At 47.1% G+C, this 24,675-nt stretch carries 26 protein-coding genes; 2 read left to right on the top strand and 24 right to left on the bottom strand.

Features of this window, described 5'->3' with window-relative positions; translation table 11 throughout:
• Positions 1-147: 147 nt before the first annotated feature.
• From HPL003_RS18790 to HPL003_RS18685, 23 genes are all read right to left on the bottom strand, one after another.
• The gene (locus tag HPL003_RS18790; RefSeq protein ID WP_014281308.1) at positions 148-1,140 is read right to left on the bottom strand and encodes a cation diffusion facilitator family transporter; all 993 of its coding nucleotides are present in this window, start codon (positions 1,138-1,140) and stop codon (positions 148-150) included.
• A gap of 215 nt (positions 1,141-1,355) precedes the next feature.
• Positions 1,356-1,565: a P-loop NTPase family protein gene (locus HPL003_RS28610; protein ID WP_148267406.1), complete on the bottom strand. Its 210-nt coding sequence runs from the start codon at positions 1,563-1,565 to the stop codon at positions 1,356-1,358.
• Positions 1,528-1,710, bottom strand: coding sequence for a hypothetical protein (locus tag HPL003_RS18785; RefSeq protein WP_014281306.1), 183 nt, complete (start codon positions 1,708-1,710; stop codon positions 1,528-1,530). Before HPL003_RS18785 ends, HPL003_RS28610 begins: the two co-directional genes overlap by 38 nt.
• Positions 1,704-2,831, bottom strand: coding sequence for an NAD(P)/FAD-dependent oxidoreductase (locus tag HPL003_RS18780; protein WP_014281305.1), 1,128 nt, complete (start codon positions 2,829-2,831; stop codon positions 1,704-1,706). The genes HPL003_RS18785 and HPL003_RS18780 overlap by 7 nt, the downstream gene beginning before the upstream one ends.
• 92 nt (positions 2,832-2,923) lie before the next feature.
• Positions 2,924-3,193 carry a 30S ribosomal protein S14 gene (gene rpsN, locus HPL003_RS18775; RefSeq protein ID WP_014281304.1) on the bottom strand — a complete coding sequence of 90 codons (270 nt, stop codon included), beginning with the start codon at positions 3,191-3,193 and terminating at the stop codon, positions 2,924-2,926.
• A gap of 261 nt (positions 3,194-3,454) precedes the next feature.
• On the bottom strand, positions 3,455-4,423 hold the full coding sequence (locus HPL003_RS18770) for an ABC transporter ATP-binding protein (protein ID WP_014281302.1): 969 nt from the start codon (positions 4,421-4,423) through the stop codon (positions 3,455-3,457).
• Positions 4,416-5,399 carry an ABC transporter ATP-binding protein gene (locus HPL003_RS18765; protein WP_014281301.1) on the bottom strand — a complete coding sequence of 328 codons (984 nt, stop codon included), beginning with the start codon at positions 5,397-5,399 and terminating at the stop codon, positions 4,416-4,418. Before HPL003_RS18765 ends, HPL003_RS18770 begins: the two co-directional genes overlap by 8 nt.
• A 13-nt stretch (positions 5,400-5,412) precedes the next feature.
• Positions 5,413-6,339 (bottom strand): oligopeptide ABC transporter permease, encoded by a 927-nt coding sequence (gene opp4C / locus HPL003_RS18760; RefSeq protein ID WP_014281300.1) that lies wholly within the window; start codon positions 6,337-6,339, stop codon positions 5,413-5,415.
• 15 nt (positions 6,340-6,354) lie between these two features.
• The gene (locus HPL003_RS18755; protein WP_014281299.1) at positions 6,355-7,308 is read right to left on the bottom strand and encodes an ABC transporter permease; all 954 of its coding nucleotides are present in this window, start codon (positions 7,306-7,308) and stop codon (positions 6,355-6,357) included.
• 114 nt (positions 7,309-7,422) lie between these two features.
• Positions 7,423-9,144, bottom strand: a complete 1,722-nt coding sequence (locus HPL003_RS18750) for an ABC transporter substrate-binding protein (RefSeq protein ID WP_014281298.1) — start codon at positions 9,142-9,144, stop codon at positions 7,423-7,425.
• 211 nt (positions 9,145-9,355) lie between these two features.
• Positions 9,356-10,291, bottom strand: a complete 936-nt coding sequence (locus HPL003_RS18745; protein ID WP_014281297.1) for an ArsR family transcriptional regulator — start codon at positions 10,289-10,291, stop codon at positions 9,356-9,358.
• Between the two features lie 217 nt (positions 10,292-10,508).
• Positions 10,509-11,915: a discoidin domain-containing protein gene (locus HPL003_RS18740; RefSeq protein ID WP_014281296.1), complete on the bottom strand. Its 1,407-nt coding sequence runs from the start codon at positions 11,913-11,915 to the stop codon at positions 10,509-10,511.
• Between the two features lie 370 nt (positions 11,916-12,285).
• Positions 12,286-13,221 carry a hypothetical protein gene (locus HPL003_RS18735; protein WP_014281295.1) on the bottom strand — a complete coding sequence of 312 codons (936 nt, stop codon included), beginning with the start codon at positions 13,219-13,221 and terminating at the stop codon, positions 12,286-12,288.
• A 257-nt stretch (positions 13,222-13,478) separates the two neighbouring features.
• On the bottom strand, positions 13,479-14,627 hold the full coding sequence (locus HPL003_RS18730) for an amidohydrolase (protein WP_014281294.1): 1,149 nt from the start codon (positions 14,625-14,627) through the stop codon (positions 13,479-13,481).
• A 56-nt stretch (positions 14,628-14,683) separates the two neighbouring features.
• Positions 14,684-15,700, bottom strand: a complete 1,017-nt coding sequence (locus HPL003_RS18725; protein WP_014281293.1) for an LLM class flavin-dependent oxidoreductase — start codon at positions 15,698-15,700, stop codon at positions 14,684-14,686.
• 15 nt (positions 15,701-15,715) lie between these two features.
• Complete coding sequence (locus HPL003_RS18720; protein ID WP_014281292.1) at positions 15,716-16,468, bottom strand: amino acid ABC transporter ATP-binding protein; 753 nt, start codon at positions 16,466-16,468, stop codon at positions 15,716-15,718.
• Positions 16,465-17,175, bottom strand: a complete 711-nt coding sequence (locus HPL003_RS18715) for an amino acid ABC transporter permease (RefSeq protein WP_014281291.1) — start codon at positions 17,173-17,175, stop codon at positions 16,465-16,467. Before HPL003_RS18715 ends, HPL003_RS18720 begins: the two co-directional genes overlap by 4 nt.
• On the bottom strand, positions 17,172-17,948 hold the full coding sequence (locus tag HPL003_RS18710; RefSeq protein WP_014281290.1) for an amino acid ABC transporter permease: 777 nt from the start codon (positions 17,946-17,948) through the stop codon (positions 17,172-17,174). The genes HPL003_RS18715 and HPL003_RS18710 overlap by 4 nt, the downstream gene beginning before the upstream one ends.
• A gap of 76 nt (positions 17,949-18,024) precedes the next feature.
• Positions 18,025-18,876, bottom strand: coding sequence for a transporter substrate-binding domain-containing protein (locus HPL003_RS18705; RefSeq protein WP_014281289.1), 852 nt, complete (start codon positions 18,874-18,876; stop codon positions 18,025-18,027).
• Positions 18,877-19,066: 190 nt separating this feature from the next.
• Positions 19,067-19,954, bottom strand: a complete 888-nt coding sequence (locus HPL003_RS18700; protein ID WP_014281288.1) for a LysR family transcriptional regulator — start codon at positions 19,952-19,954, stop codon at positions 19,067-19,069.
• 109 nt (positions 19,955-20,063) lie between these two features.
• On the bottom strand, positions 20,064-20,591 hold the full coding sequence (gene ssuE, locus HPL003_RS18695) for an NADPH-dependent FMN reductase (protein ID WP_014281287.1): 528 nt from the start codon (positions 20,589-20,591) through the stop codon (positions 20,064-20,066).
• A gap of 17 nt (positions 20,592-20,608) precedes the next feature.
• A complete protein-coding gene (locus HPL003_RS18690) occupies positions 20,609-21,949 on the bottom strand; it encodes an LLM class flavin-dependent oxidoreductase (protein ID WP_014281286.1) in 1,341 nt (446 codons plus the stop codon).
• Between the two features lie 41 nt (positions 21,950-21,990).
• Positions 21,991-22,260 (bottom strand): glutaredoxin family protein, encoded by a 270-nt coding sequence (locus tag HPL003_RS18685; RefSeq protein ID WP_014281285.1) that lies wholly within the window; start codon positions 22,258-22,260, stop codon positions 21,991-21,993.
• 229 nt (positions 22,261-22,489) lie between these two features.
• On the opposite strand from HPL003_RS18685, the gene HPL003_RS18680 reads away from it, so the two are divergent.
• Positions 22,490-23,191: a DUF421 domain-containing protein gene (locus HPL003_RS18680; RefSeq protein ID WP_238533395.1), complete on the top strand. Its 702-nt coding sequence runs from the start codon at positions 22,490-22,492 to the stop codon at positions 23,189-23,191.
• A gap of 111 nt (positions 23,192-23,302) precedes the next feature.
• Here HPL003_RS18680 and HPL003_RS18675 read toward each other — a convergent pair whose 3' ends face one another.
• The gene (locus HPL003_RS18675) at positions 23,303-23,632 is read right to left on the bottom strand and encodes an antibiotic biosynthesis monooxygenase family protein (protein ID WP_014281283.1); all 330 of its coding nucleotides are present in this window, start codon (positions 23,630-23,632) and stop codon (positions 23,303-23,305) included.
• 156 nt (positions 23,633-23,788) lie between these two features.
• Here HPL003_RS18675 and HPL003_RS18670 point away from each other — a divergent pair, with 156 nt between their 5' ends.
• Positions 23,789-24,655, top strand: coding sequence for a LysR family transcriptional regulator (locus tag HPL003_RS18670; RefSeq protein ID WP_043922440.1), 867 nt, complete (start codon positions 23,789-23,791; stop codon positions 24,653-24,655).
• Positions 24,656-24,675 lie beyond the last annotated feature (20 nt).

Raw genomic sequence — 24,675 nt, 5'->3', positions numbered from 1 at the left:
TGTATCTAACAATCACCCTAAATTCAAAGGGGTAGAAAAACAATATCGTAAAACACAAAAGAACCTCCACGCCACGTTGTTGTGGTCATGGAAGTTCTTGTTACGCTATAGCCAGGCTCTGTCCAGATTCGCTTGTATTTATCGTTTCTAGGCTTTGGGCTTTTCTGGTTTCCAGTTTTTAATCCCGTCATCCTCCAGAATACCAAGTGCTGCATCTGAGATATTAGGATCACGTAACAAAGCATCCTCGACTCTGAATTTAATATCGTCCGCATCTGCCAGTGTCATTCCTGGTGTAAGCTCGATCAGCCCTTCTACGTGATAGTAGCGTCCCTCCTGCAAAATACGCATTTGGTAAATATCCGTCACATGCGTATCTGCAAGAATAATGGAGGCCACGCGTTCTTCGATATCAGGGGGAGCAGATACTCCAATCAAGCCCACCATATTGTCGTAGCCAACCCGAAACGCAACGCCTACCATAAGACAGCCGATGAGAATACTCGATATCCCGTCCAGCAGTTTAAAATTGGTCAGCGAGGTAACCACAACGGCCAGCAGGGCAAGCACACCCCCCGTTGTTGCTACCAGATCCTCATAAAACACCAGACGAGTTGGCGGCGCAGCACGTCCCACATGACGAAACGCAGAGGTAAAAATGCCGAACCCCTTCGCCTCAACTCTGGATTCATGCAGCACTTCCTTCATCGCTTTGCTCCATACAAACCCGTCAACCACCAGAGACAAAATCAGGACCACCACATTAATCCAAAATCCATGCGTGGATTCAGCCGGATGCTGTAATAAATGGATGCCTTCCAATGCGGTTTCATAGGCCATGATCGTCACGACAATAACAGCGACCATACAAAACAGGTTAATCACCCGTCCAAAGCCGGTAGGAAAGCGCTTTGTCGGCTTTTTTTCTGCCAGCACGCTGCCCACGAATACAAACACCTGGTTCACCGCATCTGCAATCGAATGCATCATTGTGGCAAACATGGAACCGCTGCCTGTCAAGGCAAAAGCAATCCCCTTAATTAGCGCAATGCCGGTATTACCCAGCGCTGCTGAGCCTGAGGACTTGTTCCCCTTTTTCACCAGACTCCAAAATGAATCTTTTTTCTGCTGCTCATCCATCCTGTAGCTTTCCTCCTGAGGTATACATAATCTGATATCGCCACATTATGTAATCTTTTGTTATGTATTATTTTTAACCCGTCCATATTTTACCTAACCCTCCGGGGAGAATCAATACAAACAGCAATATAAATGCCATAAAAAAGAATGCTCCACATCATCCTATGACGCGAAGCATTTCATGCCTGTCCTTCTGGGATACATTAGATCAGGTTTTAGCACCAAAGCTGCCTTTTCCCCTTTAGCAGCAGCGATTGAATCAGTTCAGACAGCTCAGTTTGCGCGTGGGTGGCGCGTACGACAAGCACGATGGTATCCGCATCCCCCATCTGCTCCATAGCCAGTCTGGTTGTATCACTGTCATCCTTCACGCGAATGCCAGGCGTATCAAATGACTTTAAAACCGCCGTCTTCCACCAAAGCACGCCGGGTCATAACCGTCGATCCCCGAAAATTGGACTCCTCTCCGGTATCTTGCCCGGAAAGCCCACGAAACAGAGCGGATTTTCCGCTCGACTCAAAGCCTGCCAGTACGATCCCACCGTGATCCGCTGCTTTTTTCGTCAGCATTTACATTCCTCGCCACAGCAGCTCAAATCGTCCAGCAACAGCCCTTCTTTCCGGTAAGTGTCCAACATAGGCATTTCTAGTGACAGGTTATTCCCGATCACTTGACCTACCACTGCAAAGCGCTGTCTAAATTTATAAATAAAGCAGAACAAGAGATTGCCGTGGGCTACGCCCGGTCCAACAAGAAACAGCCCAGGTGTAATGGTAGATTCATCCTTGGTATTCAGCAGTACCCGTCCCTGCTCGTCCTTTTCAAATAAATCTTCTATTAAAGTAATGCTGCCTTTAAAGCCTGACGCTAAAATCGGGGCATGTCCGGTCTGAAGCATCATCGTATTGCCATCTGCATCCTCACAATAGACATCATACAGGTTATCTCCAGCAGCCTCGACACGGTATACTGTATATCCATTTACGAAAGTAGCGTGCCCTGTCGATGAAATATCACGTAGACGATCCTTCGTATAAGGACTCAGCTCGACACTCGGATCGCTGCTCCCCTTGACATGCCATCTTCCGTTGCGATCAATGACCTGTACCTTTTTGCCTAGCCGTGCCAAATGAATTGCCGCATCCGCTCCGCTTTCATAGCCGCCGATAATGACCACTTCGCCACTTTCCACCTGCGTCCAGTCCTGAATCAAGCTAGTGTGTAAACAAAGGTCTGCACCGGGAAACCCGTCCAGCCGTGGATACTGAAATTCACCGCCTGCCCAAATCACGTGCTTCGCCAGCTTCGTTCCCTTGGACGTTTCCACCTGAAAGCCTGAGGCTGTTTTGCGGACCGAAATAACATCTATGCCCGTTTCAATCGGCAATTCCTTAAATGTAGCAACAGCTTGCAGATAAGCAGCATATTCCCGTCCTGACGGATGCTCCGTACCGAGTGTATAGGCCGGAGATGTATTCATCGTCACCGCGTTCAGATCCAGCATGCCGTAAGCATTGCCCGTAAAAGAAGGCGTCAGTAAACGCATTTCCTTTTGCCATAATAAAAAGCTGGACCCGACCTCTCCACGCTCCAAAATGACAAACTCAGTTACACCCAGATCTTGCAACACATTCCCCATGCCGATGCCCGCAGGCCCTGCACCAACAATAATACAATCCAACTGATTCATATGTGAGCCTCCGCTTCTAAAGATGTCTTAAGTACACAAAATCCGACCCCTAATGCGGGAATCGGATTCTGTGAGTGGTTAGGATAACCTTATTACCAGCTGGCTTTCGTAACGCCTGGAATTTGGCCTTTATGAGCCAGCTCGCGGAACGCGATACGGGACAGCTTGAATTTGCGCAGGTAACCTCTCGGTCTGCCTGTCAGCTCACAACGACTTTTCAGACGGGTCGGGGAAGAATCACGCGGAAGCTTCTGTAATGCTTCGTAGTCCCCATTTGCTTTCAGTTCACGTCTCAGATCCGTATATTTAGCTACAATTTCCTGACGTTTCTTCTCTTTAACCACTTTCGACTTCTTAGCCATATAAAGCTCCTCCTTGTGATATATGCCAATCATGAACGCTCTCCACCCCTGCCACTGGATGGACAAACACGGAAATGGACATGATCTTTATTTTAAATAGTAATCATTACGATTATCATTTAATATACCGCTGTTTCAAGTGGGTTGTCAACCCAAGCGGCTTACATCACAACATTAAAAAGCCGCTGAAACAACAGAACCGATTCATTGCGATGAACGGTCTGTCGTTTCAACGACTGGAAAATTTGCTGTTAGCTCTGTTCATTCAGCCAAATGGCAAGCCACCCAGTGATCTGGACGAGCCTCACGATAAAGTGGAATTTCTTTGGAGCAGCGGTCAATAGCAAAGGGACAGCGAGTATGGAATTTGCAGCCGGAAGGTGGATTAACCGGACTTGGGATATCCCCTTTGAGCAAAATCCGCTCTCTTTTGAGCTTCGGCACTGGGATCGGTACAGCCGACAGCAGCGCCTTCGTATATGGATGAAGCGGATTCCCGAACAGCTCGTCACGCGAAGCGGTTTCGACCATGGAGCCTAAATACATCACTCCAATGCGGGAACACAGATGCTCCACCACGCTCAAATCATGCGAGATGAACAGATACGTCAGTCCCCGCTCGGCCTGCAACTTGGAGAACAGATTAATAATCTGCGCCTGAATGGACACGTCCAGCGCCGAAACGGGCTCATCAGCGATGATCAGATCTGGCTGGAGCGCCAGCGCCCGGGCAATGCCTATTCGTTGGCGCTGACCTCCTGAAAATTCATGCGGAAAACGGTCGATATGATACTCTGACAATCCGCACAGCTTGAGCACGTCCAGTACGATCTGCCGGACCTGCTCTTTCGTTGCTATACCGTGATCCAGCAGCGCCTCCCCAATGGCATCTCCGATGCGCACACGTGGGTTCAGTGAGCTGTACGGGTCCTGAAAGATCAGCTGGATTTTAGGGCGGAGCTCCTGCATCCCTTTGGCGGACAGGCTGTGCAGGTCCACTCCTTTGTATTTAATGGTGCCGTCCGTCTTGTCCGTCAATCTAACAATCGTACGGCCTACCGTGCTTTTGCCGCTTCCCGATTCGCCCACCAGACCGAAAGTTTCTCCCTGACGGATCGTAAAGCTGATGTCGTCCACCGCCCGCACATGCCCCGTGGTACGGTTCATAAACCCGGACTTGACTGGAAAATACGTTTTTAAGCGGTCGATTTCCAGCAATGGCTCAGCCATGAACAACCGCCTCCTCATATAACCAGCAGGATGCCTTTTGCTGTGTTGAAACTTCTTTTAATACAGGCTCCTTCACTCGGCAGATGTCCATGCAATGCCCGCAGCGGTCATGAAAATAGCAGGATGTGGTGAGCTCCAGCGGATTAGGCACTTGTCCAGGGATGGAGTACAGCTCCTTTTGACGCTGATTTAGTACTGGCTTGGATTTTAGCAATCCTTGCGTATAAGGATGCTTGGGATGATTAAATAGCTGTACCACTTCGCCTTCCTCGACAATCTTGCCTGCGTACATCACAATCACGTAATCCGCCATTTCTGCAACAACGCCCAGATCATGGGTGATCAGCATCAGCGACATATTGGATTGCACCTTGAATTCACGCAGCATGTCGAGAATTTGCGCCTGTATCGTTACGTCCAGCGCCGTAGTCGGCTCATCCGCGATAAGTAGCTTGGGTCCGCAGGAAACGGCAATGGCAATCATGATGCGCTGTAGCATTCCACCGCTCAGCTCATGCGGATAGCTTTTCATAATCTGCTCAGGTCGGGAAATGCCTACCTGTGCGATTAGCTCCAGCGCCCGCTTGTGCGCTTCCTTGCGGCCCATTTTCAAATGCTCGAGCAGCGGCTCGGATAACTGTTCCCCAATAGTCATGACCGGATTCAGCGATGACATCGGCTCCTGAAAAATCATAGATATCTCATGACCGCGAATCGTGCGCATCTCATTTCTGCTAAGTCCCAGCAGATCGGTATCCTCAAAACGGATGCTTCCGCCTGCCACTTTACCTCCGGGGCTCTGGATCAGGCCCATGATTGACATCGCGGTGATGCTTTTGCCACATCCTGATTCTCCGACAATACAAACCGTCTCCCCCGACTTCACACGGAAGCTGATATCATCCACCGCCTTGACCGTGCCTTCTTCTGTATAAAAATGAGTGCTTAAATGCTCAATCGAAAGTACATTGTTCATGGTGTATGATCACCTACCTCTTATGTTTCGGGTCAAGTACATCCCGCAGTCCATCACCAAAAATATTAATGGCGATGACCGTAGCAAAAATGGAAAGGCCAGGCGGTATCCACATCCACGGACGCTGCTGAAAATCCAGCACATTGTTGGCCGCATCAATCATGTTGCCCCAAGTCGGTGTTGTAGGTAGCACGCCAAGGCCGAAGAAGCTAAGTACAGATTCACTCAGGATAGCTCCGCCAATGTTCAAAGTGGCGATAACAATCAGCAATGGCATAATATTAGGGAATAGATGCTTGAACAGCTTGCGTCGGTTCGACAGTCCCAGCACCGTTGCAGCCTGCATAAATTCACGCTCCCGCAAACTAAGCATCTGACCTCTCACCATCCGCGCGATCCCTGGCCAATTGACCAGACTGAGCATCAGCATGACGATATACATACGTTGATCCGGCGGAACCTTCCAGTCGGACAGTAGCGCGCCCATAATGAACAGCAGCGGCAAACTCGGAACGGTCAGCAGCAAATCACCGATCCGCATAATGATCTGATCCGCAATCCCGCGAAAATACGCCGATATGACGCCCAGCGTAGCTCCCAAAAAGACAGACAACACCATCGATGCCAATCCCACGGTGAGGGAAATTTGGCCTGCCTGCATCACACGGGTCAGCACATCCCGTCCCAGTTTGTCCGTTCCCAGCCAGTGATGGATATTCGGTGCCTTGTTCATCATCAATATATTCGTCTTGTTATCGGCATAGGGAGAAAATAACGGGCCGATAAAACATAGCAAAAACATAAATACAACGACGAGCAGTCCGGCCATAGCCAGCTTGTTTCTGAACAGCTGCCGCAGCGCCTGCCGCCACATTGAAGATTTTTTAGCTATTTGCAGTCTCCCGCTGCTTTTACTCAAATTACTGCTAACGGATGACATTCCATAGCCCCCTCCTTACACCTTCACACGCGGGTCCGCGATACGATACAGAATATCGGACAGCAGCGTCCCAATGACACTCAAGATGGCAATCAGCATCGTAAAGCCCATCAGCAGCGGGTAATCCCGAAGCGAAAAGGATAGCATGTATAGCTGACCAATTCCCGGCCAGTTGAAAATCTTTTCAATAATAAGCGATCCGCCAAACAACGCAGGCAATTCGAAGCCAATCAGTGTAATTGCAGGCAGCAACGCATTCCTCAATGCGTGCGTGAAGAGTACCTTTCTTTCCTTTAAGCCCTTCGCGCGGGCCGTACGGATATAGTCCTGCTGGATCACGTCGATCATATTGCTGCGGAAGTAACGGGTCAGTGAACCCAGTCCCAGCAGCGTCATGACGGTCACTGGCAGGATCATATGCTGGAGGACCTCCTTCACATACTCCATACCCGTAGCGTTACTGCCTGTATTGAGCATGCCGCCCGGCGGCAGCCATTTGAGATCGACCGCTGCAACTTTGATCAGATACAGCCCGATAAAAAAAGATGGAACAGACATCGCGGCAAAAATCACCACCATGACGAGGGTATCGAACCACGAATATTGCTTATAAGCAGCAACCACACCCATGATGACGGCAATCACCCACGTCAGGAAGGTCGATACAATCGCCAGTAAAAACGAGTTCCAGATATATTCATTAAACAAGGTCAGCACCGGCTTTTGCTGAGCAAGTGAATAACCAAAATTGCCATGCAACGCATTCCACAGCCAGCTTCCGTAGCGTTCCAGAATGGGCTTGTTCAGTCCGTATATTTCCCTCAGCTCCGCCTTCCTCTCTGGCGATAGCTTGAGATCGCCGCTGATGAAATCTCCCGGTGTCATGGCGTACAGAAAAAAAATCATCATCGAAGCGGCCAATAAAATAATGATCATATACGTCAGTCTTTTCGTTAAAAACGAGCTCATGACAGACTCCTTTCATTTCAGGATCGGACTGCTTGAATGGCAATAGCAAACTCCATTTGGGAGGCCCCTTGATCGGAAACTGACGATTCTTCACAAGGGGCCCGCAAGATGGCTTTATTTAAGGGACCATTCAAACAGATTGCCGGACAAGCCAATGAACGGACTGACCTTTACATGTTCCATGCGGCCATTGTAGGCGTATACTGTTTTCTTATAGTTCGTGAAAATGACGGGCAGCTCATCGTTAAGCAGTAAGTACAATTCTTTATATATTTTTTTACGTTCCTCAATATTCGTCGTGGATAAGCCTTTTTCATACAGCTCTTTTACCTTCGGATTGTTATACCCCTTGATTTCTCCATCGACGAATTGCTCGATTCCATCAGATGGGTCAGTCAGCATCGGAGTGGAGAAGGAAGCCATATCGTAATCCTTACCATCTACCTTGGCGACCATCGCATTAAAGTCTGCGAAAATTTCCGGTTGGAAATCAACGCCAATCTCCTTGTAATTTTCAGCCGCGAGCGCAATAAATGTGTCTGTTTCCGGGCGTTTGGAGGTCAGCATATGAATGGTCAGCTTCTGGCCATTTTTCTCACGGATACCGTTACTCCCTGCTACCCAGCCTGCCTCATCCAGCAGCTTTTTCGCTTTTTCCGGGTCATAATTGTACGGGTTTACCCCGTCTGTCGTATAGGACCAGAAAATTGGAGAAGACGGAATGTTAGCCACCGCTCCTGCTCCCTGCGCTGCATCTACATAAATGGTTTTGCGATCCAGACCATAAGTCAGCGCCTGGCGAACCTTCTTATCCTTAAGCTTTTCATTCTCCAGATTTAATTGAATATATCCGTAAGTGCTTGGGGTATAAGGCAAAATGTTCAAAAAGCCAAGCCCTTTCAGTTTATCAATATTCTCCTGAGTTGCGGTGAATGGGGCAAAGTCAGTATCGCCCGTTTCAATGAACTGCCAAGCATCGCCTTCCGCCGTTTTGTAGATAAAATGCTGTGTTTTCGGTTTGCCTTTGAAGAAGTTATCATTGGCTTCCAAACGAACCTCCTGTCCAGGGATAAACTTTTCAAGCTTATAAGCACCGTTGCCCAAAGGACTGCCATGCAGTTTTTTCAGATAATCGAGCTGACCAAACTTATAATCCTTGCCATAGTAGGCTTTGGACAGCACATTGTCACCGAGGATCGGCAGCGCCAATGCGTTTGGCTTCTCCAATGTTACCGAGATCGTCTGAGGATCTATAACCTTGATGCCTTCAATTTGTTTCGCTTTGCCTTCCGTGTAGTCTTTACCACCTTTAATGCCCAAATCCAAGATTTTGCTGTCGCCTGCGTAGGCTTTGTCATAAATGAGCGTCCATGTAAAAGCGACATCCTCCGCCGTCAACGGAGAGCCATCGCTGAATTTCGTATCTGGAACCAGATGGAATGTGTAGATCAGATTGTCCTTGGAAATATCCCAGCTCTTAGCCAGGTTCGGAATCGGAAGCCCTTTATCGTCTACTGTTATCAGTGGGGTCCACAACTGTGAAATCACGTTACCGTCATAGCCGCTTTGATTAAAAAATGGAGTGAATACCCCTGCCGGATCGGTCAGAGCAACGATAATCGTATCGTTACGCTTTTTGGACACATCCGGCAGCTTGGTCAAATCCGATGCTTCTACCAATCTGGTCAAAGGCTGCGCAGCAGCAGCCGTCTGTGCTGCATCATTACCCTGCGGAGTGGCGCTGTTAGCGCTGTCCGATCCACCGCTAGAGCAAGCCGCTAATAAGGTTGAACTTACTAGTAGTAGACTGCCAAGTAGAATGATTCCTTTTTTCAAAATAATCCCCCCGCGTTAATTAGTTAAATTCCGATCAAACAAGTTGTAATTAGTAAGATAAATCTCATTATAGGAATCTAATACGGTTCTGTAAAGGGAGAACTCGATATTTTTTACATAAAAACAAAAACGTCGGAATCATCTGAATTCCATCTCCAGATGACCGACGTCTATTCGTTTAAAGTATTAAAGCCCTACCTGTTCGTGCAGCCTAATTCCTCTCCATGTAGCCGAGGATACTGCTATGCATCTCATCCACAGCCGAAAGCCTTGCACTATAGCCGAGCAACGTTTCGCTATCAAAGTGGGCATGGATAAACCCGGAGGCACGAAGCTTGAAAATATGATCGTGCGTGATGCCCTTCGATAGCTTAAGGTGACGAACAATTTCAATAAAGGTGCGCGGTGTCTGGCTTTGGTACAGATATTTTAAAATCTTAAGCCTGCTTTTCTCCCCCAAGCTCCGAATCATTCGGTATTCCTGTGGAGATAAAAAGTCGTCCTCCTGAAAATAAATTCCCGCCGAATAATGACACAGCAGGAGCGATCCAAACCGATAAATGATATTAAGCGGCTGAAAATGGTATTGCGGTACCAGCAGTACCCGCGTCAGCCCATCGGAAGGCTCAAACCGGAAGCCATTGGTTATACGATCCACCCATTCCGCAGTGCTATAGACATCCTTCTCCTTATTTCTCCGCTCAGCCTCCTGTTCCAGCCCAATCAGAATGTTAGCGTCCGCATAGCGGAAGTATTCCTCATACCAACTGGATAGCAGCCGTACAGCAAGACTGCGAAGCTTCTCCATATCGTCTGGCAACGGAATACCATAGGCAGATGCTTGTTCGTTCAGTTCCAGCGCTGTCCGGCTCTCCAGACGATCTACAACCTCGTCAATGCCCCCTTCATCAGAAAGCATACAGACGATCCCGTATATGACCTTCCAATCTGCATTGATTTCCATAGATTCCAGCAGCCCGGACAGATCTGGAGACAGCTTGTCACGCACTTGCTCGGCCCACCCGGATGACAAATCCGTCTTTTTGTATGCCTTGCGGCAAATGAAGGTATGCAAACTGCTCAGCAGTTCAAACACCGGTCCAAATCCTATATGTACATCGTAAGGGGCTTTCATGTCGTAGGTCATCGCTTTCCGTCCTCTTTTCATTCATGTCTGACGTTCATTATACATATTATTGTACATCCGTTCATTCCCAGTGATCCTTGCATACAAATATGAACGAAACAAGCGCCATAATCAAGATACAAAAAAAGCCTGATAGGATCAGACTCCAGTTGTTCCGGCTATGAATTAAAAAAAGGCTGTCTCCCGCGATATCGCAAGAGACAACCTTTAGAATAACTTATTGCTGTGCCGCTACTTTCCACTCCAGAATTCCGGTAGATGCAGAACCCTTGGATACCATTTCAATTCTTAATTTCGTTGTTTTTACAGGCGTAAACGTGGTCGTATTATACTGATCTGCCGCAGTGCCCAATCCTTTGGCCTGCTTGACATTAGACCAGCCCTGACCGTTCCAATACTTAATCTTGTAAGATTTAGGAACATCAATGCCTGCGCCATCCTTGAACCAATAGACATCGGTTTGAGATACCGTATATTCTTGATTAAAATCATATTGAACCCATTGTGTTCCCGTTTCAGGCCAGTTGCCATACACGGCATGACCTCTATCGTTGGAATTGGCAGGTTCAAAGCCATCGTTCAGTGCGCTTATATTTTCCCAAGATGAAGTATAAGAGCTGCTAGCTGTTGCCGCAGGTGCAATGTTCACGATTTCATCAGGATCTGTTTCGATTGGGCCATCGTCGTCTTTAGTCGTGGTTGGGAAACGAGCCGTATCCTTTTTGATTTGACTCCAGGTATACCGCAGCATCCAAATATCCCAGTCGGTGATATGATTGGAATCGCCAGCCCACATAATGGTGTTGGTTGGGAAGCCACCCGGTGGACGCTCGTGTTCTTCATAGAAATCATTTAATCCGAAGCCATGTCCAATCTCATGTTCGGTAATCTCAATCTCATCAGCGTTCACCGTACTCAGAACGTATTCATCATTCATACGCTGTCCCCAGTCGCCGCCGGCTCCCCCACCGAAATTTTCTGTAGCCCAAAGATACATATCAAAGCGTTTATCCAACCCACCCGGATAGGAATAGTTGGGGTCTGAAAAATGCTCAAATCTGGATATTTCATTAGGCGCAACAGGAAGTTCAGCAGGAATTCCCGGTTGTTCGGAAGCTAATCCATCTACAATCGTATCCGTATAAATAACCTCATCAGGTTGCTTGTTCAGCAGCAGTGAAGGATCGGCAACAGCCCAGCCTACCACTTTCACTTTAATATCCTTATAGGGCCAGCCATCATATCCCTGGAGATGCTCCGTCCAATGGTTCATCTGACGGCCTAGCATTCTAGCAATATCCTGGCGTTGTTGTAGTGTAACCGGCTTAGAAGATTGCCAACGCACTACATAATTTAGAGTTCCTTTTCCCGCAAAAATTTGATCAAAAATCAAATTTTTACGATTCGTCGAGCCTTCGGTCAGCATTCTATTCTTCCAAACCCACTCCACCGATGATTTGAGATAAGCTGGCATGTCCGCCAATGTCGAATTACCTGTTGCCGCAACCACGGCACTCTCATTCATATGCGCATCCGCTGATACAAAACTAGCGTTTCCCATCAATAATGAACTAGCAATCACCACAGAAAAAGAAGCCGCCATCATTCCTTTTTTCTTCAACATACATACACCTCCATAACTCTTTATATGATTACAGTAATTTTCCTGAAACGATTAACTCAATCACCTCTTTTTCGTGTTTATGTATTGATCTATGAGATCAACGATAATCTATCAATCCTCCTTGTCGTTTTTTGTAAATAATCACAAATTATATTATCACTGGATTATTGCATCGTCAATATTTTCCTTAATGAATTAAATTAGGTATTTTGAGAGCATATTGGAACGAAGTCGCCCCTTCATGTGCAAAAAACTGGTATTTTGTGAAGTGAAAAAACCGCTTCTCCACTAAAATCAATTCCATCACAGAATTTGATTTTGGAAGAAACGGTCCTGTTTATCAGCTTTTTTGCACTATTCTACGTATCTTTTATCGGATAGGAAAACGAGAAGTATCCTTCTTGATCTGACTCCAGGTATAGCGCAACATCCAGGTATCCCATTCTGTTATTTTGGGAGAATTTCCTGCCCACATAATTGTAGGTGTCGGGAATCCGCCGGGTGGACGTTCGTGTTCTTCATAGAAATCTGTCAGGCCGAATCCATGCCCCATTTCATGCTCAGTAATCTGAACTTCATCAGCGTTCAGTGTGCTCAGGATATAATCATCAGACATACGTTGTCCCCAGTCACCACCGGCCCCGCCGCCGAAATTAGCTGTTCCCCACAGATACATATCAAACCGCTTGTCCAAACCGCCGGGATACGAGTAGTTGGGATCATTAAAATGCTCAAATCGGGACAGTGCGTCAGGCGCAACCGGGAGCTTGGCAGGGATACTTGGGTTCGATTTGCTTAAGTCATCTGTAATCGTATCTGTGTAAACGATTTCATTTGATTGTTTGTTAAGAATTTGTGATGGATTTGCAACGGCCCAGCCTACGATTTTAACAGTAATATTGTTATAAGGCCAACCGTCATAGCCTTTCAGCTGCTTATTCCAGTTATTGACCTGACGGCTCAGCATGGAAGCCATGTCTTTGCGCTGTTGAAGTGTGAGGTTTTTGGAAGATTGCCAGCGTACAACATAATTTAGCGTCCCTTTGCCCGCATAAATCTGATCAAAAATCAAATTTTTACGGTTGGTTGAGCCTTCTTTAACCATTCTATTCTTCCAAACCCATTCTACCGATGGCTTGAATTTTGCAGGTATATCGGCAGCAGCCAAGCTAATACTCGTGGACTCAATATCGGGAGCGCTTTCAATACTAGAGGCTGCTGAACCCACATTAGCCCCTCCAACCAGTAAAGAAGCAGCCACAACCAGTGAAAAAGAAGCCATCATCATTCCTTTTTTCTTCGCCATTTCTTTAACCTCCATATCATTTTATTTGATTGTTGTATTCATAAGCTGGCAATCGAAATCTCTTATCTCTCCCCTTTCTTTTGATTTGAAAAATATTACATTTTTATATTACCATTAGGAAGATATAACGTCAATATTTTACTTTATGATTTAGAAAAAGGTGATTCTTTGGATCATTTAACAAATTAAAAGCCCCTTCTCTACTCAAGAAGGGGTCTAGCATTGAAAGAGTAGACTCAAGTCCTGCCCTACTCTATTTATACCAATATCGATTCTGCCAGTGAAGCCAGCAACTTCGCCGTTCCCGGCAACGCACGTTCATCCAGATCAAAGGCTGGATGATGCCATTCCTGGCTCCCCGAAGTGCCGACAAAGACGAACACACCGGGGATGCTCTTCTGGTAAAGCCCGAAATCCTCGCTCGCCGAGGAAGGCACGGGGCGAACAACCTCCAGACCGACCGCTTGGGCCGCCTGCTCCGCGATGACGGCCAGTTGGCCGTCATTCAGTACAGGTGGTGGTCCCTCGATCCACCGGATGTTCGCTTTCGTGCCAAAAGCATCGGCCACGCCCTTTACGACCTGTTCGAAGCGTTCAGCCACCTGTGCGCGCACGTTCTCGTCGAACGTCCGGATCGTGCCGTCCAGATGGGCACGATCTGGAATGATGTTCCAGGCGTTGCCGCTATGCAGCTTCGTCACGCTAATCACCGCGCTGTCCAGCGGGTTGACATTCCGGCTTACGATGGATTGCAGCGCCGTGATAATGTGCGACGACACGACGATGGGGTCAATCCCTGCATGTGGCACCGCCGCATGCGTGCTCAGACCCTCTACCTCGATGTAGAAGCCGTCTGCCGCCGCCATCAGCGGGCCTTCCTTAATGCCGACCGTGCCTACAGGCAGGTCCGGCTTGTTATGCAGGCCGAATATGGCCTGCACGCCTGCCAACGCACCGCTGTCCAGCACTTGGGCTGCGCCCTTGGCCTTTTCCTCCGCTGGCTGAAACACAAGGCGAACCGTGCCTTTCAGATCCTGCTCCCGCTCTTTTAACAATACGGCAGCTCCAAAGAGGGACGCCGTATGAAAATCATGTCCGCAGGCATGCATTTTGCCCGGATGCAGCGAAGCATAAGGCAATCCCGTCTCCTCCTGAATCGGCAATGCATCAATGTCCGCGCGAAGCGCTACAATCGGCCCCTCCTGCTGCCCGCCAATTTGCGCTACCAGCCCGGTGCGTAGCGGCACATCCAGAATGGTTATGTTCTGTTCTTCCAGCAGACGGCGGATATAGGCGGTAGTTTCAATCTCCTCGTTAGACAGCTCGGGATTTCGGTGAAGATGGCGACGAATGTCCACCAGCTTCTGCTCCAAAACCTGCTCCTTCGTCCCGGTTGATCCGCTCATCCCTCTTCCTCCTTCGTGATTTCAAAATGGTTACAACTTTCTCAAGCCAACAACATCTAGGACTGAACAGGTAAACCAGCAAAAGCTTCATGCAACAGTTCAAATGAGCGCACGCGCTTTCCAATATCCCGTATTCCCGTTGTTACGATCAGCTCATCAGCCTGATATTTAGCTTGAATTTCCGTCAAAGTAGCATAGATTTCCTCTTTATTTCCTTTGTTGATTTGCGATTGTGTAACTTCAATTGTATATTCTTCACCCGATTGCTTACCGAACTCCTCTGCACTTTCCAGCGTGCCCACCGTAGCCGTTTTGCCGCTGGCCAGATGAATTTTGTACAGCTTGTGCTCACCTGCCAACTCCGCAGCTTCCTCGGAAGTATCAGCTACAATGACGGACAGTGCAAAAAGAACCTTCGGCTCACGACCAAGACTATAATCGAATGACTCCCGATACGTGCGGAATGCATCCAATGCGACCTGCTCGCTACTATTGATAAACTGCGAGAAAACATAAGGCAACCCCAAGCGTGCAGCAATTCCAGCACTGTCTGCACTCGTACCCAAAACATAAATATCCGCTGGTGCTTCCGGAATTGGATTAGCCTGTAGCCCTGCTAGCGGACCTTCTTCAGACGGAATATTATGAATATAACGACTCACTTCATCAATCTTTTCTTCAAGAGAAGGCGCATCATGCACGTTTCGTTGTAGCGCCTGTGTGGATTTCGGTAGACCGCCCGGTGCACGTCCGATGCCCAAATCTACGCGACCCGGTGCAAGAGACGCCAGTACATTGAAATTTTCAGCCACTTTGTAAGGACTATAATGCTGAAGCATAACTCCGCCAGAACCGATTTTAATACGCTCGGTGCGTGCCAGCAGATGAGAAATGAGTACCTCCGGCGAAGAGCCTGCAACCTGCTCGGAATCATGATGCTCTGATACCCAAAAGCGTGAAAATCCCAACTCTTCTACACGCTGCGCCAGCTTAATCGTGTTTCGAAGCGCCTGTGCCGCCGTTTCCCCCTCGTTTATAGGGCTTTGATCTAATACTCCGATTTTAATACTCATATCTCCCTCTCCCGTCTAAATTGAATAGTTATATTCCGGTGTAATCCGTTTGAGGAATTGCTTCGTGCGTTCCTCTTGGGGACGATTGAAAATGTCGTCCGGGCTGCCTTCTTCGATAATGTGGCCATCATCCATAAATACCACGTGATTGGAAACATCCCGCGCAAAGCCCATCTCATGCGTGACGACAATCATCGTAATGCCTTCCTTCGCGATCTTGCGAATAACTGACAGCACCTCTCCCACCAGTTCAGGGTCTAGCGCCGAGGTCGGCTCATCGAACAAAATGACTTCCGGGTTCAATGCCAAAGCGCGCGCAATACCGACACGCTGCTGCTGTCCGCCGGATAGCTGACTCGGATAATGATTCAGCTTCTCGCCCAGACCCACCTTTTCGAGCACTTCGATACTGATCTTCTTCGCTTCCTCCTGCTTCACCTTGCGGACGACGACAAGCCCTTCCATCACGTTTTCCAGCGCCGTTTTATGCTTGAACAAATTGTATTGCTGGAAGACCATGGCCGTTTTTTGGCGCAGAGCCAAAACATCCTTCTTCGCAGGTCGCTTGCAGTTTACCGTAAAATCGCCAATGCTGACCTCCCCGTCATTCGGCTTTTCCAGATAATTGATGCAGCGCAGCAACGTCGTTTTCCCCGATCCGCTCGGTCCGAGAATGACAACGACCTCTCCCTTATTCACGGTTAAATCAATGCCTTTGAGCACCTCATGCTTGCCGAACGATTTCGTTATATTTTGCAGACGGATCATGATGCTCTCCCCCCATTAAACACATTGATTTTTTTCTCCACCAAGCCGGAAATTCGTTCAATCAGCACCGTCAAACCCCAGAAAATCAGTGCTGCCGCGATATAAACCTCCAGGTACTTCCAGTTTGTAGATGCTAAAATTTCAGCCTGAGCCTGGATTTCCGTGACGGAAACTGTAAAGGCCAAGGTAGAGCCATGAAGCATCCCGATAACGGAATTCGTCAGGTTCGGCAGACTGACCACGAACGCCTGTGGAAACACAATACGCCGCAGCACCTGCCACGTCGTCATCCCGACCGCATAGGCTGCTTCAATTTGCCCTCGGTTTACGGATTGAATCCCGGAACGGACCACCTCGGACATATACGCACCACTTGTAATCGAGAACGAAATGAGTGCAAATACCATATAAGGAACATCTTTGGAATGAAACGACCAGCCAAAATGCTTGGCTCCCGCATCAATTAACAAAGGTAAACTGAAATAAATAAGCAGCAAATGCATCAGCATCGGCGTACCCCGGATAAAGGTAACGTAGCCATGGGAAATCTGGGACAACACAGGCACCTTATAAATTCGGGCCAGAGCCGTTATAATTCCGATGACCAGTCCCGCCAGTACGGAGACCACCGTAATGATTAACGTATTGGGCAACGCCGAGAACAACCCCAGAAAGGCCGTATATATAAATCCAAAATCCAGACTCATATGCTCTTGCCTCCTTTACTAAGACGGGGGTTCAGATAACGAACCACAAAACTTTTTCGTTTCTTGGGCTCGTTTTGGACTGTGTCCCGATGCTCATGCTTGAGAAGCGTATTTTCCAATACCTTGAACAGTTTTTGCAAAATCAGACTGACGACCAGATAAATAAGAGACAACGCGATATAGGTTTCAACAAAATGCTGGGTAGCCGCGCCCAGTGTCTGTGATTTCCCGGTCATCTCCATAGCTCCAATGGTAAACGCCAGCGAAGTATCCTTCAGATTGGCGATGACCAGATTGGAGAATACCGGAACCACAACAGCCAGCGCTTGCGGCAATATGATACGTGTAAAAGTCTGATAGCCTGACATGCCGACCGACTGTGCTGCCTCGATTTGTCCCCGATCTACCGCCTCTACACCCGATCGGATAATCTCGGAAATAAAGGCCCCGCTGTTTAGCGCATAGGTCGCTACGGCAAACCACAACACATCCCATCTGGAGGAATTGATATCCACCAGCTTTAGCAGCTCAGGCAAGCCGTAATACACCAGAAAGAGCTGGATCAGAATAGGTGTTCCACGAAAAAATGAAACATACACCTGAGAGACACGTTTGAGAAAAGGAACATTATACATGCGAGGCAGCGCAACCAACAGGCCGATGATTAATCCTAACAATAGCGAGCTTGCCACAATAAACAACGTGATGTGTAAATAAGACAGCATTTTCGGGATAAAGCTAAAAACATAATCAATATTAAACTCTCTGCTCATATGCCTGCCTCCTTCCTATACATCAGCGGTCAGAATACACGGGGTACCCTGACCGCTGAAATATTTAAGCTTACCGCTATTTCTTACTGGTTGTTCCTTCTTTTTTCACATCATCCAGAGACTTCGTGAAATCTTCTCCAAGCCATTTGATGCTCAGCTTCGACAGTGTACCGTCGTCCTTCACTTCCTGAATGGCTTTATCCAGATCATCTGCCAATCCTTGCTCATTTTTGTTCAGTACATACAATACATCCGATTGAGTCAAAGGATCACCCACGGTTTTCAGAGCTACTTCTCCTTTTTCATCGGTGTTAAAGCGGTTCGCAAAGTCTGTCGTTATGGTAGCATCTATACGGCCGCTCGTAATTTGTTGTACCGTATCATTGGCTGCACCGCTTGTATATACAATGTTCAGGGCATCCCCGTGTGTTTTGTTGTATTCCTTCAATACATATGCCGCATTACTGGTCGGGCTGGTGAGTATCTTTTTGCCTTTCAGATCATCAATCGAGTGAATGGTATTGTTATCCTTCGCTACAGCGACTCTGTTCAGGAAAATGCTGTACGGATTTTTGTTGAACAGATACTTCGCTTCACGCTCCGGATTTTTTTCCATTTGATGCGATACCAGATCAATTTTACCAGCATCCAGACTCAGCAGCAGATTGCCAAAGTCCATCGTTTTGAATTCAAATTCGTATTGAGGCAGGCGCTTGTCCAGCTCCTTAATCAGCTCAACGTCAAAGCCTGTTAAATTTCCATTTTCGTCAATAAAGCATACATTTTTAAATTGAGTTCCTGTACCTACAATAATTTTTTTCACGTCTCCGTTTGAATCGGACGCACTAGACGCGTTATCAGAGGAGCCGCAACCTGCCAACACCAGAATAATCGCCATAACAGACAACATTGCAAACCACTTTTTCATATGAATCCCCCTCGTTTCTTTGTATATCAGCAGTTTGCGACATACATGGTAGCTGCCACATTAAGAAATTAATAATTCCTATGTGTTTAATTGGTTTTAAGATGTGATTAATTTAACACCTGCGCTCATTTACGTCAATCTACCAGGCAATAGAACATTTCATCCATTTTATACATTTGCAAAAAACGGTTTACAAAACAGCACCCCGAAAGCCTTCTGTCAGTGCATCTGCAAAATCCGAGCTCACCGCACAGTCTTCTTTAGTCGCCACAATGCTAATCTGCATGGATACCCCGGCTACCTCTGGCACATGAATGCGGAACAGTTTTTTATCCTTCACCTCACGGTTCACACAAACGTCCGGCAAAAAGGCAATCCCCGCTTCTTCCAGCACCAGCTTCTTGGCTGTAACCACATTATCTACCTGAAAGGCAATATCCGGCGGTTGCTCCAGTGATTCAAAAGACCGATGAATCCTCATCCAGTCCAATGATCCACATTCAAAAAACACCAGCGTTTCATGCTGAATATCCTGTATGCTGGCCTTTCCAGTCTTCATAAACGGATGGCCGTCGTATACATACAGGGAAATGGGATCTTCATAAAAAGCAAGCGTACGAATGGCCGGATGCATCACTTTACGGACAAAACTAATGTCTACCTCACGGTTCAACAGCTTATGTACCAGTTGATCCGTCGTAGCCGTCACAATTTTGTAGTTAATCTCTGGATAACGAGCGCGGAGCTGTCTTAATATCTCAGGAATGATATAGTTCGACACCGATATCGTGCAGCCGATTCGAATTTGCTGAGGAGCTTTTTTACGCTGTTGCAGCTTTTGCTTGCCTCGTTGCAGTACCTGAAGCATCTGCTCCGCATAGGGAAGAAACTTCCGTCCATCCTCCGTCAGAACAGTTTGCTTGCTTTGGCGGTCGAACAGCTTGCATTCCAGCTCGCGCTCCAGCGTCTGAATCCGGGCTGTGACAGAGGGCTGTGACAAGAACAACGCTTCTGCCGCCTTGTTAAAACTGCCATAATGATTCACGTATACAAAGGCTTCCATATTCTCGATATTCATACGCAAGTCCCCCAGTGAGTTTATATACATTTATCCAATATGTTAACTCGGTTTTTTGTATCATAAAACTCACTGAACGACCTGTCAATGGAAATATTGAAAATATCTATCACTTTAATAGCTCATTTAGCTCTTTCACAGAACGGTCCAACCGTGCAACCAATTCTTCGGACAACCCGTATGCTCCATCAGACAGCCGTTCAACCCACTGATCTACCGCATACACACCGCCGAGAATATGTCTTCCTCCCAACGCGTTAAGCACGGGCTTCAAAGCATAATCAATGACCAGCAGGTGAGCCAGCGTGCCCCCGATAAATAAAGGAAGTACGGGCTTACCTCTCAGTCCCTCCTGCGGCACCAAATCCAGAAATATCTTCAATAATCCGGAATAGGCCGCTTTGTACACGGGAGAAGCGACGATAACCGCATCCGCTGCCGCAATTACCGCAAGTGAGGCCGTGATATCGGGACTGTTAAAGTTAGCCCTCACCAGATCCTCGGCTGGCAAATCGGCCACATTCAGCAATGTAACCTCTGCTCCGGTCTGCTGCAATTGCTTGGTCGTATAGTTAATTAAGCCGTATAAACGGGATTGTGTAGACGGACTGCCTGATAGGATAACAACCTTGGACATGCTTCACCCTCCTTCTGTTATGCGTCTACTTTCACTTTGGATCTGGCTGCTGTGTAGCGGTTCTCAGGAATCGACACGCCCAGGTTTTCACGCAATGTGCTAAATTCATAATCCTGACGGTAAATGCCGCGCTCCTGCAAGATAGGCACAACCAGATTTACAAAATCATGCAGACCCGACGGTACATCAGAACCGATAATGAATCCATCTGCTCCTTTTCTTTCAAACCACTCCTGCACCTGATCTGCGACCTGTTCAGCTGTACCGATAAACGCAGTTCTAGGTGTTGCCGAACGCAAAGCCACCTCGCGCAGCGTCAGATTTTGCTCTTTGGCTGTCCGTTTGATTTTATCTGTACCGCTGCGGAACGCATTGCTGCCGATACCATCAAGCTCTGGGAATGGCTCATCCAGCGGATATTGTGAGAAATCATGATGATCGAAGAAACGGCCCAAATATTTTAAAGCAGCCTCAATCGTCACCAAATTGGTGATCTCCTCATACTTACGCTCTGCTTCTTCCGTCGTGCTGCCGATAATCGGTGAAATGCCCGGTAAGATGACAATATCTTCTTCGGATCTGCCATAGCGTACCGCCCGTTCCTTCACATCACGGTAAAACTGCTGTGCTTCCTCCAGCGTCTCATGTCCCGTAAATACGGCATCCGCTTCCTTGGCGGCCAAATTTTTGCCATCCTCCGAGGAACCTGCTTGGAAAATAACCGGCTGTCCCTGCTTGGATCGTCCAATATTCAGCGGACCCTGCACAGAGAAAAACTCGCCTTTATGGTTCAAGGTATGCAGCTTTTCAGGGTCAAAGAACACGCCGGATTCCTTATCACGAACGAACGCATCTTCTTCCCACGAATCCCACAGTCCTTTGGTTACCTGCAAATATTCTTCCGCAATCTTGTAACGCTCTGGGTGTGACGGATGCTCGCCTTTGTTAAAGTTAAGGGCGGAGCCTTCCAGCGGGGAAGTCACCACATTCCAGCCTGCACGCCCTCCGCTGATATGGTCAATGGAAGAAAACTGACGTGCTACTGTAAACGGTTCGCTGTAGGAAGTCGATAACGTGCCGACCAGCCCGATATGCTTCGTCACCCCGGCCAAAGCGGACAAAATCGTAATCGGCTCAAAACGGTTTAGAAAGTGAGGGATGGATTTCTCGTTAATGAACAGACCGTCTGCGATAAACACAAGGTCAAACTTGCCTTCCTCTGCCTTTTGCGCCTGTGTTTTATAAAATTCAAAATTAACACTCGCGTCCGCAGGCACTTCAGGGTGACGCCAAGTCGTCATGCTACCTCCAACACCGTGAATAATGGCACCAAATTTGATTTGTCTGTCTTTAGCCATGAACTGTTCCACCTCTCTTGAAAATATTGTTATCCTTCGGCTTATACCGCTTGATTGTAACTTTCCAGCACTTTCCCAAGCTCTTCCAGATCCGGGTTGAGCAGCGCTTCATATTTGTTATCCCCGCCTACCTCAACAACAGGGACAAAGCGAACACCATATTTAGTCTCCAGCACGTCACGCAGGGCATCATTTCCGTCCACTTGAATATTTTCATAAGGCTGATTTTGGGATTCCAGATACGATTTGATCTCTCCACAAAAATGACAGCCAGTTTTACTCCACAATACAACTTTAGGTTTGGATGACATATACATACCTCCGTAAACTTAATGTTTATAATCCCGATGAACTAAATGAGAATTATAGTTATAATGTATCCTGCTCCCCCCTTTCCGTCAATCGCCTGCGTAATAGACATTGATAATGCATCGATAGAAAATTTTAATGCTATAGTTCCTTTGTATACTGGCAAGTATTTAAATCGTTTAACGACAAATAACCGGAATCACGATAGGGAATCTGGTCGCTACCATTCCTATGGAGCGAGAATCCACTTGGTACTTGGGCTTTATAGCCTTGGCAGTATGGGTCCTGACAACATTTGTCATTGAAATATTGCAAATTAAAAGCAAGAAAATCAGAGATTTTACCGATGGAAAGACCACTACCCTGATCAAAGACGGCAAAATTTTAGAGGATAATATGCGAAAGGAACGGCTTACGATCGATGAGCTCATGGAGCAGCTGCGGAGTAAAAATGTATTCAAGGTGTCTGACGTGGAATTTGCTATTATGGAGACCAGCGGTGAGATCAACGTGCTGCTGGCCAAAGACAAGCAGCCAGTGACGCTTAAGGATCTCAATATGCTGCAGCTGCCGGAGAAGGAACCAACAGCCATTATTATGGATGGACTAGTTATGGAGCAGCAAATGGCATACATGGGAATTACTCAACAATGGCTGGATGCAAAGCTGAAAGAAAAGAGCCTGACGGTCAAAGACGTATTCTTCGCGCAAGGGGAATTATACATTGACCAATACAGTGATAACGTACAGATGTCCAAGGTACAGGACTCTAATCAAGCCGTGCTGACGCTGCTGGAACAATGTACAACAGAGCTGCAAAAGCTGGCCCTGAATTCCAGTGAACAGCAAAGAAAGCAGCTATATGAGCTCTGCTCACACAACTTAAAGGAAGCTATTCAGGAAATGCAACCGGTAAATTCGTCTAACTCCTGAGCACATACGTATATGACATCAGCATACGTGCATGGTAACCCAAAGGGAGCGTCTTCAAGGCCATAAATGGCTGAATAGGCGCTCCCTTTGGCTTTAATCATTTCAACTATTTTATATTGTAAAAAAATAATCTCGTTCTACCTTGCTCACCCTTAAACCAAACGTTTTATACCATTCGGCTTTCCCTTTCTCCTGTGCTACCTTGTGCAGCTCGTTATGCTTCCAATTTTTTATAGCGTCTAAGGACTCCCAATAGGAAACCGTGATGCCTACTCCGTTTTGGTCACGAACACTTTCCACGCCCAGAAAACCAGGTTGTTCGGCAGCCAGTTCCTCCATTTTGTCTCCCATCTTTCCATATCCGCCATCTCCTTCAGTACGTTCAGAAGTAAAGATAGCAGCATAATAAGGGGGCTGTGGCGTTTTTGCAATTGAATTCATAGGTACCTCCCAGAAATGAAATAATTATCATCTTTTTTTCTTAAGTCAGGATTTTGCAACATCCTCAAGTTCGATTATAACCACAAGACTAAGATAAAAAAAATGAATATATATGATACTATGTATGAATATATTTCATTCAACGTAGGAGGACACATGAATTTGTTTAAATATAAGATCTTTCTTAGCGTAGTAGAAACAGGAAGCTTCACCAAAGCAGGAGAACTTCTTAATCTTACACAATCCGCCATTAGCCATGCTGTTTCCGGTTTGGAACATGAATTGGGTTTGACTCTTCTAATAAGAGGACGTTCCGGCATCAAATTGACCAGCAACGGAGAACGTCTGATGAAGCATTTCAGAGAGATCGTACAAATGAACGAAAGACTTTATCAAGAGGTCGCTCTAATCAAAGGACTGGAGACCGGAACCGTAAAGATAGGTACGTTTTCAAGTGTATCCATCCAGTGGTTGCCCGGTATTATCCATCAATTTAACGAGCAGTTCCCACTTATTGAACTGAAACTGCTCGACGGTAACTACCATGAGATTGAGGAGTGGATAGCCAGCGGAGAAGCTGATTTTGGCTTCGTTAATCTGCCTACTTTAGACGTACTGGAAGTACTGCCGCTAAAAAAAGAAAGAATGCTGTGCGTACTGCCATCTAATCACATGCTTCGGGAGCAGACAGCCATCCGTGTGGATCAACTCCTCGATGAGCCCTTCATTATGCCTGCTTCTGGCTGCGACACCGATGTACGGAGAATTTTTTCTCAGCACAAGCTTGCTCCGAAAATCAAATATGAATTAGAAGATGATCATGCCATTATGGCTATGGTGCAAAACGGACTGGGCATAAGTATTCTTCCGGAAATGATTTTAGTTCAAAACCCTTATGAACTTTGTATTCGACCTTTGGATGGGCCCTATTTACGTTCCATTGGTATCGCTGCTGCCTCATTGAAGAACATGGCTCCAGCCGCCAAAAAGTGTATGGACTTCATTGCTGAATGGATTCACTAATATCAATACATTAATAGCTA

The organism is Paenibacillus terrae HPL-003 (genome assembly GCF_000235585.1).
Classification (GTDB): domain Bacteria; phylum Bacillota; class Bacilli; order Paenibacillales; family Paenibacillaceae; genus Paenibacillus; species Paenibacillus terrae_B.
This window is presented reverse-complemented; position numbering and strand designations above follow the sequence as displayed.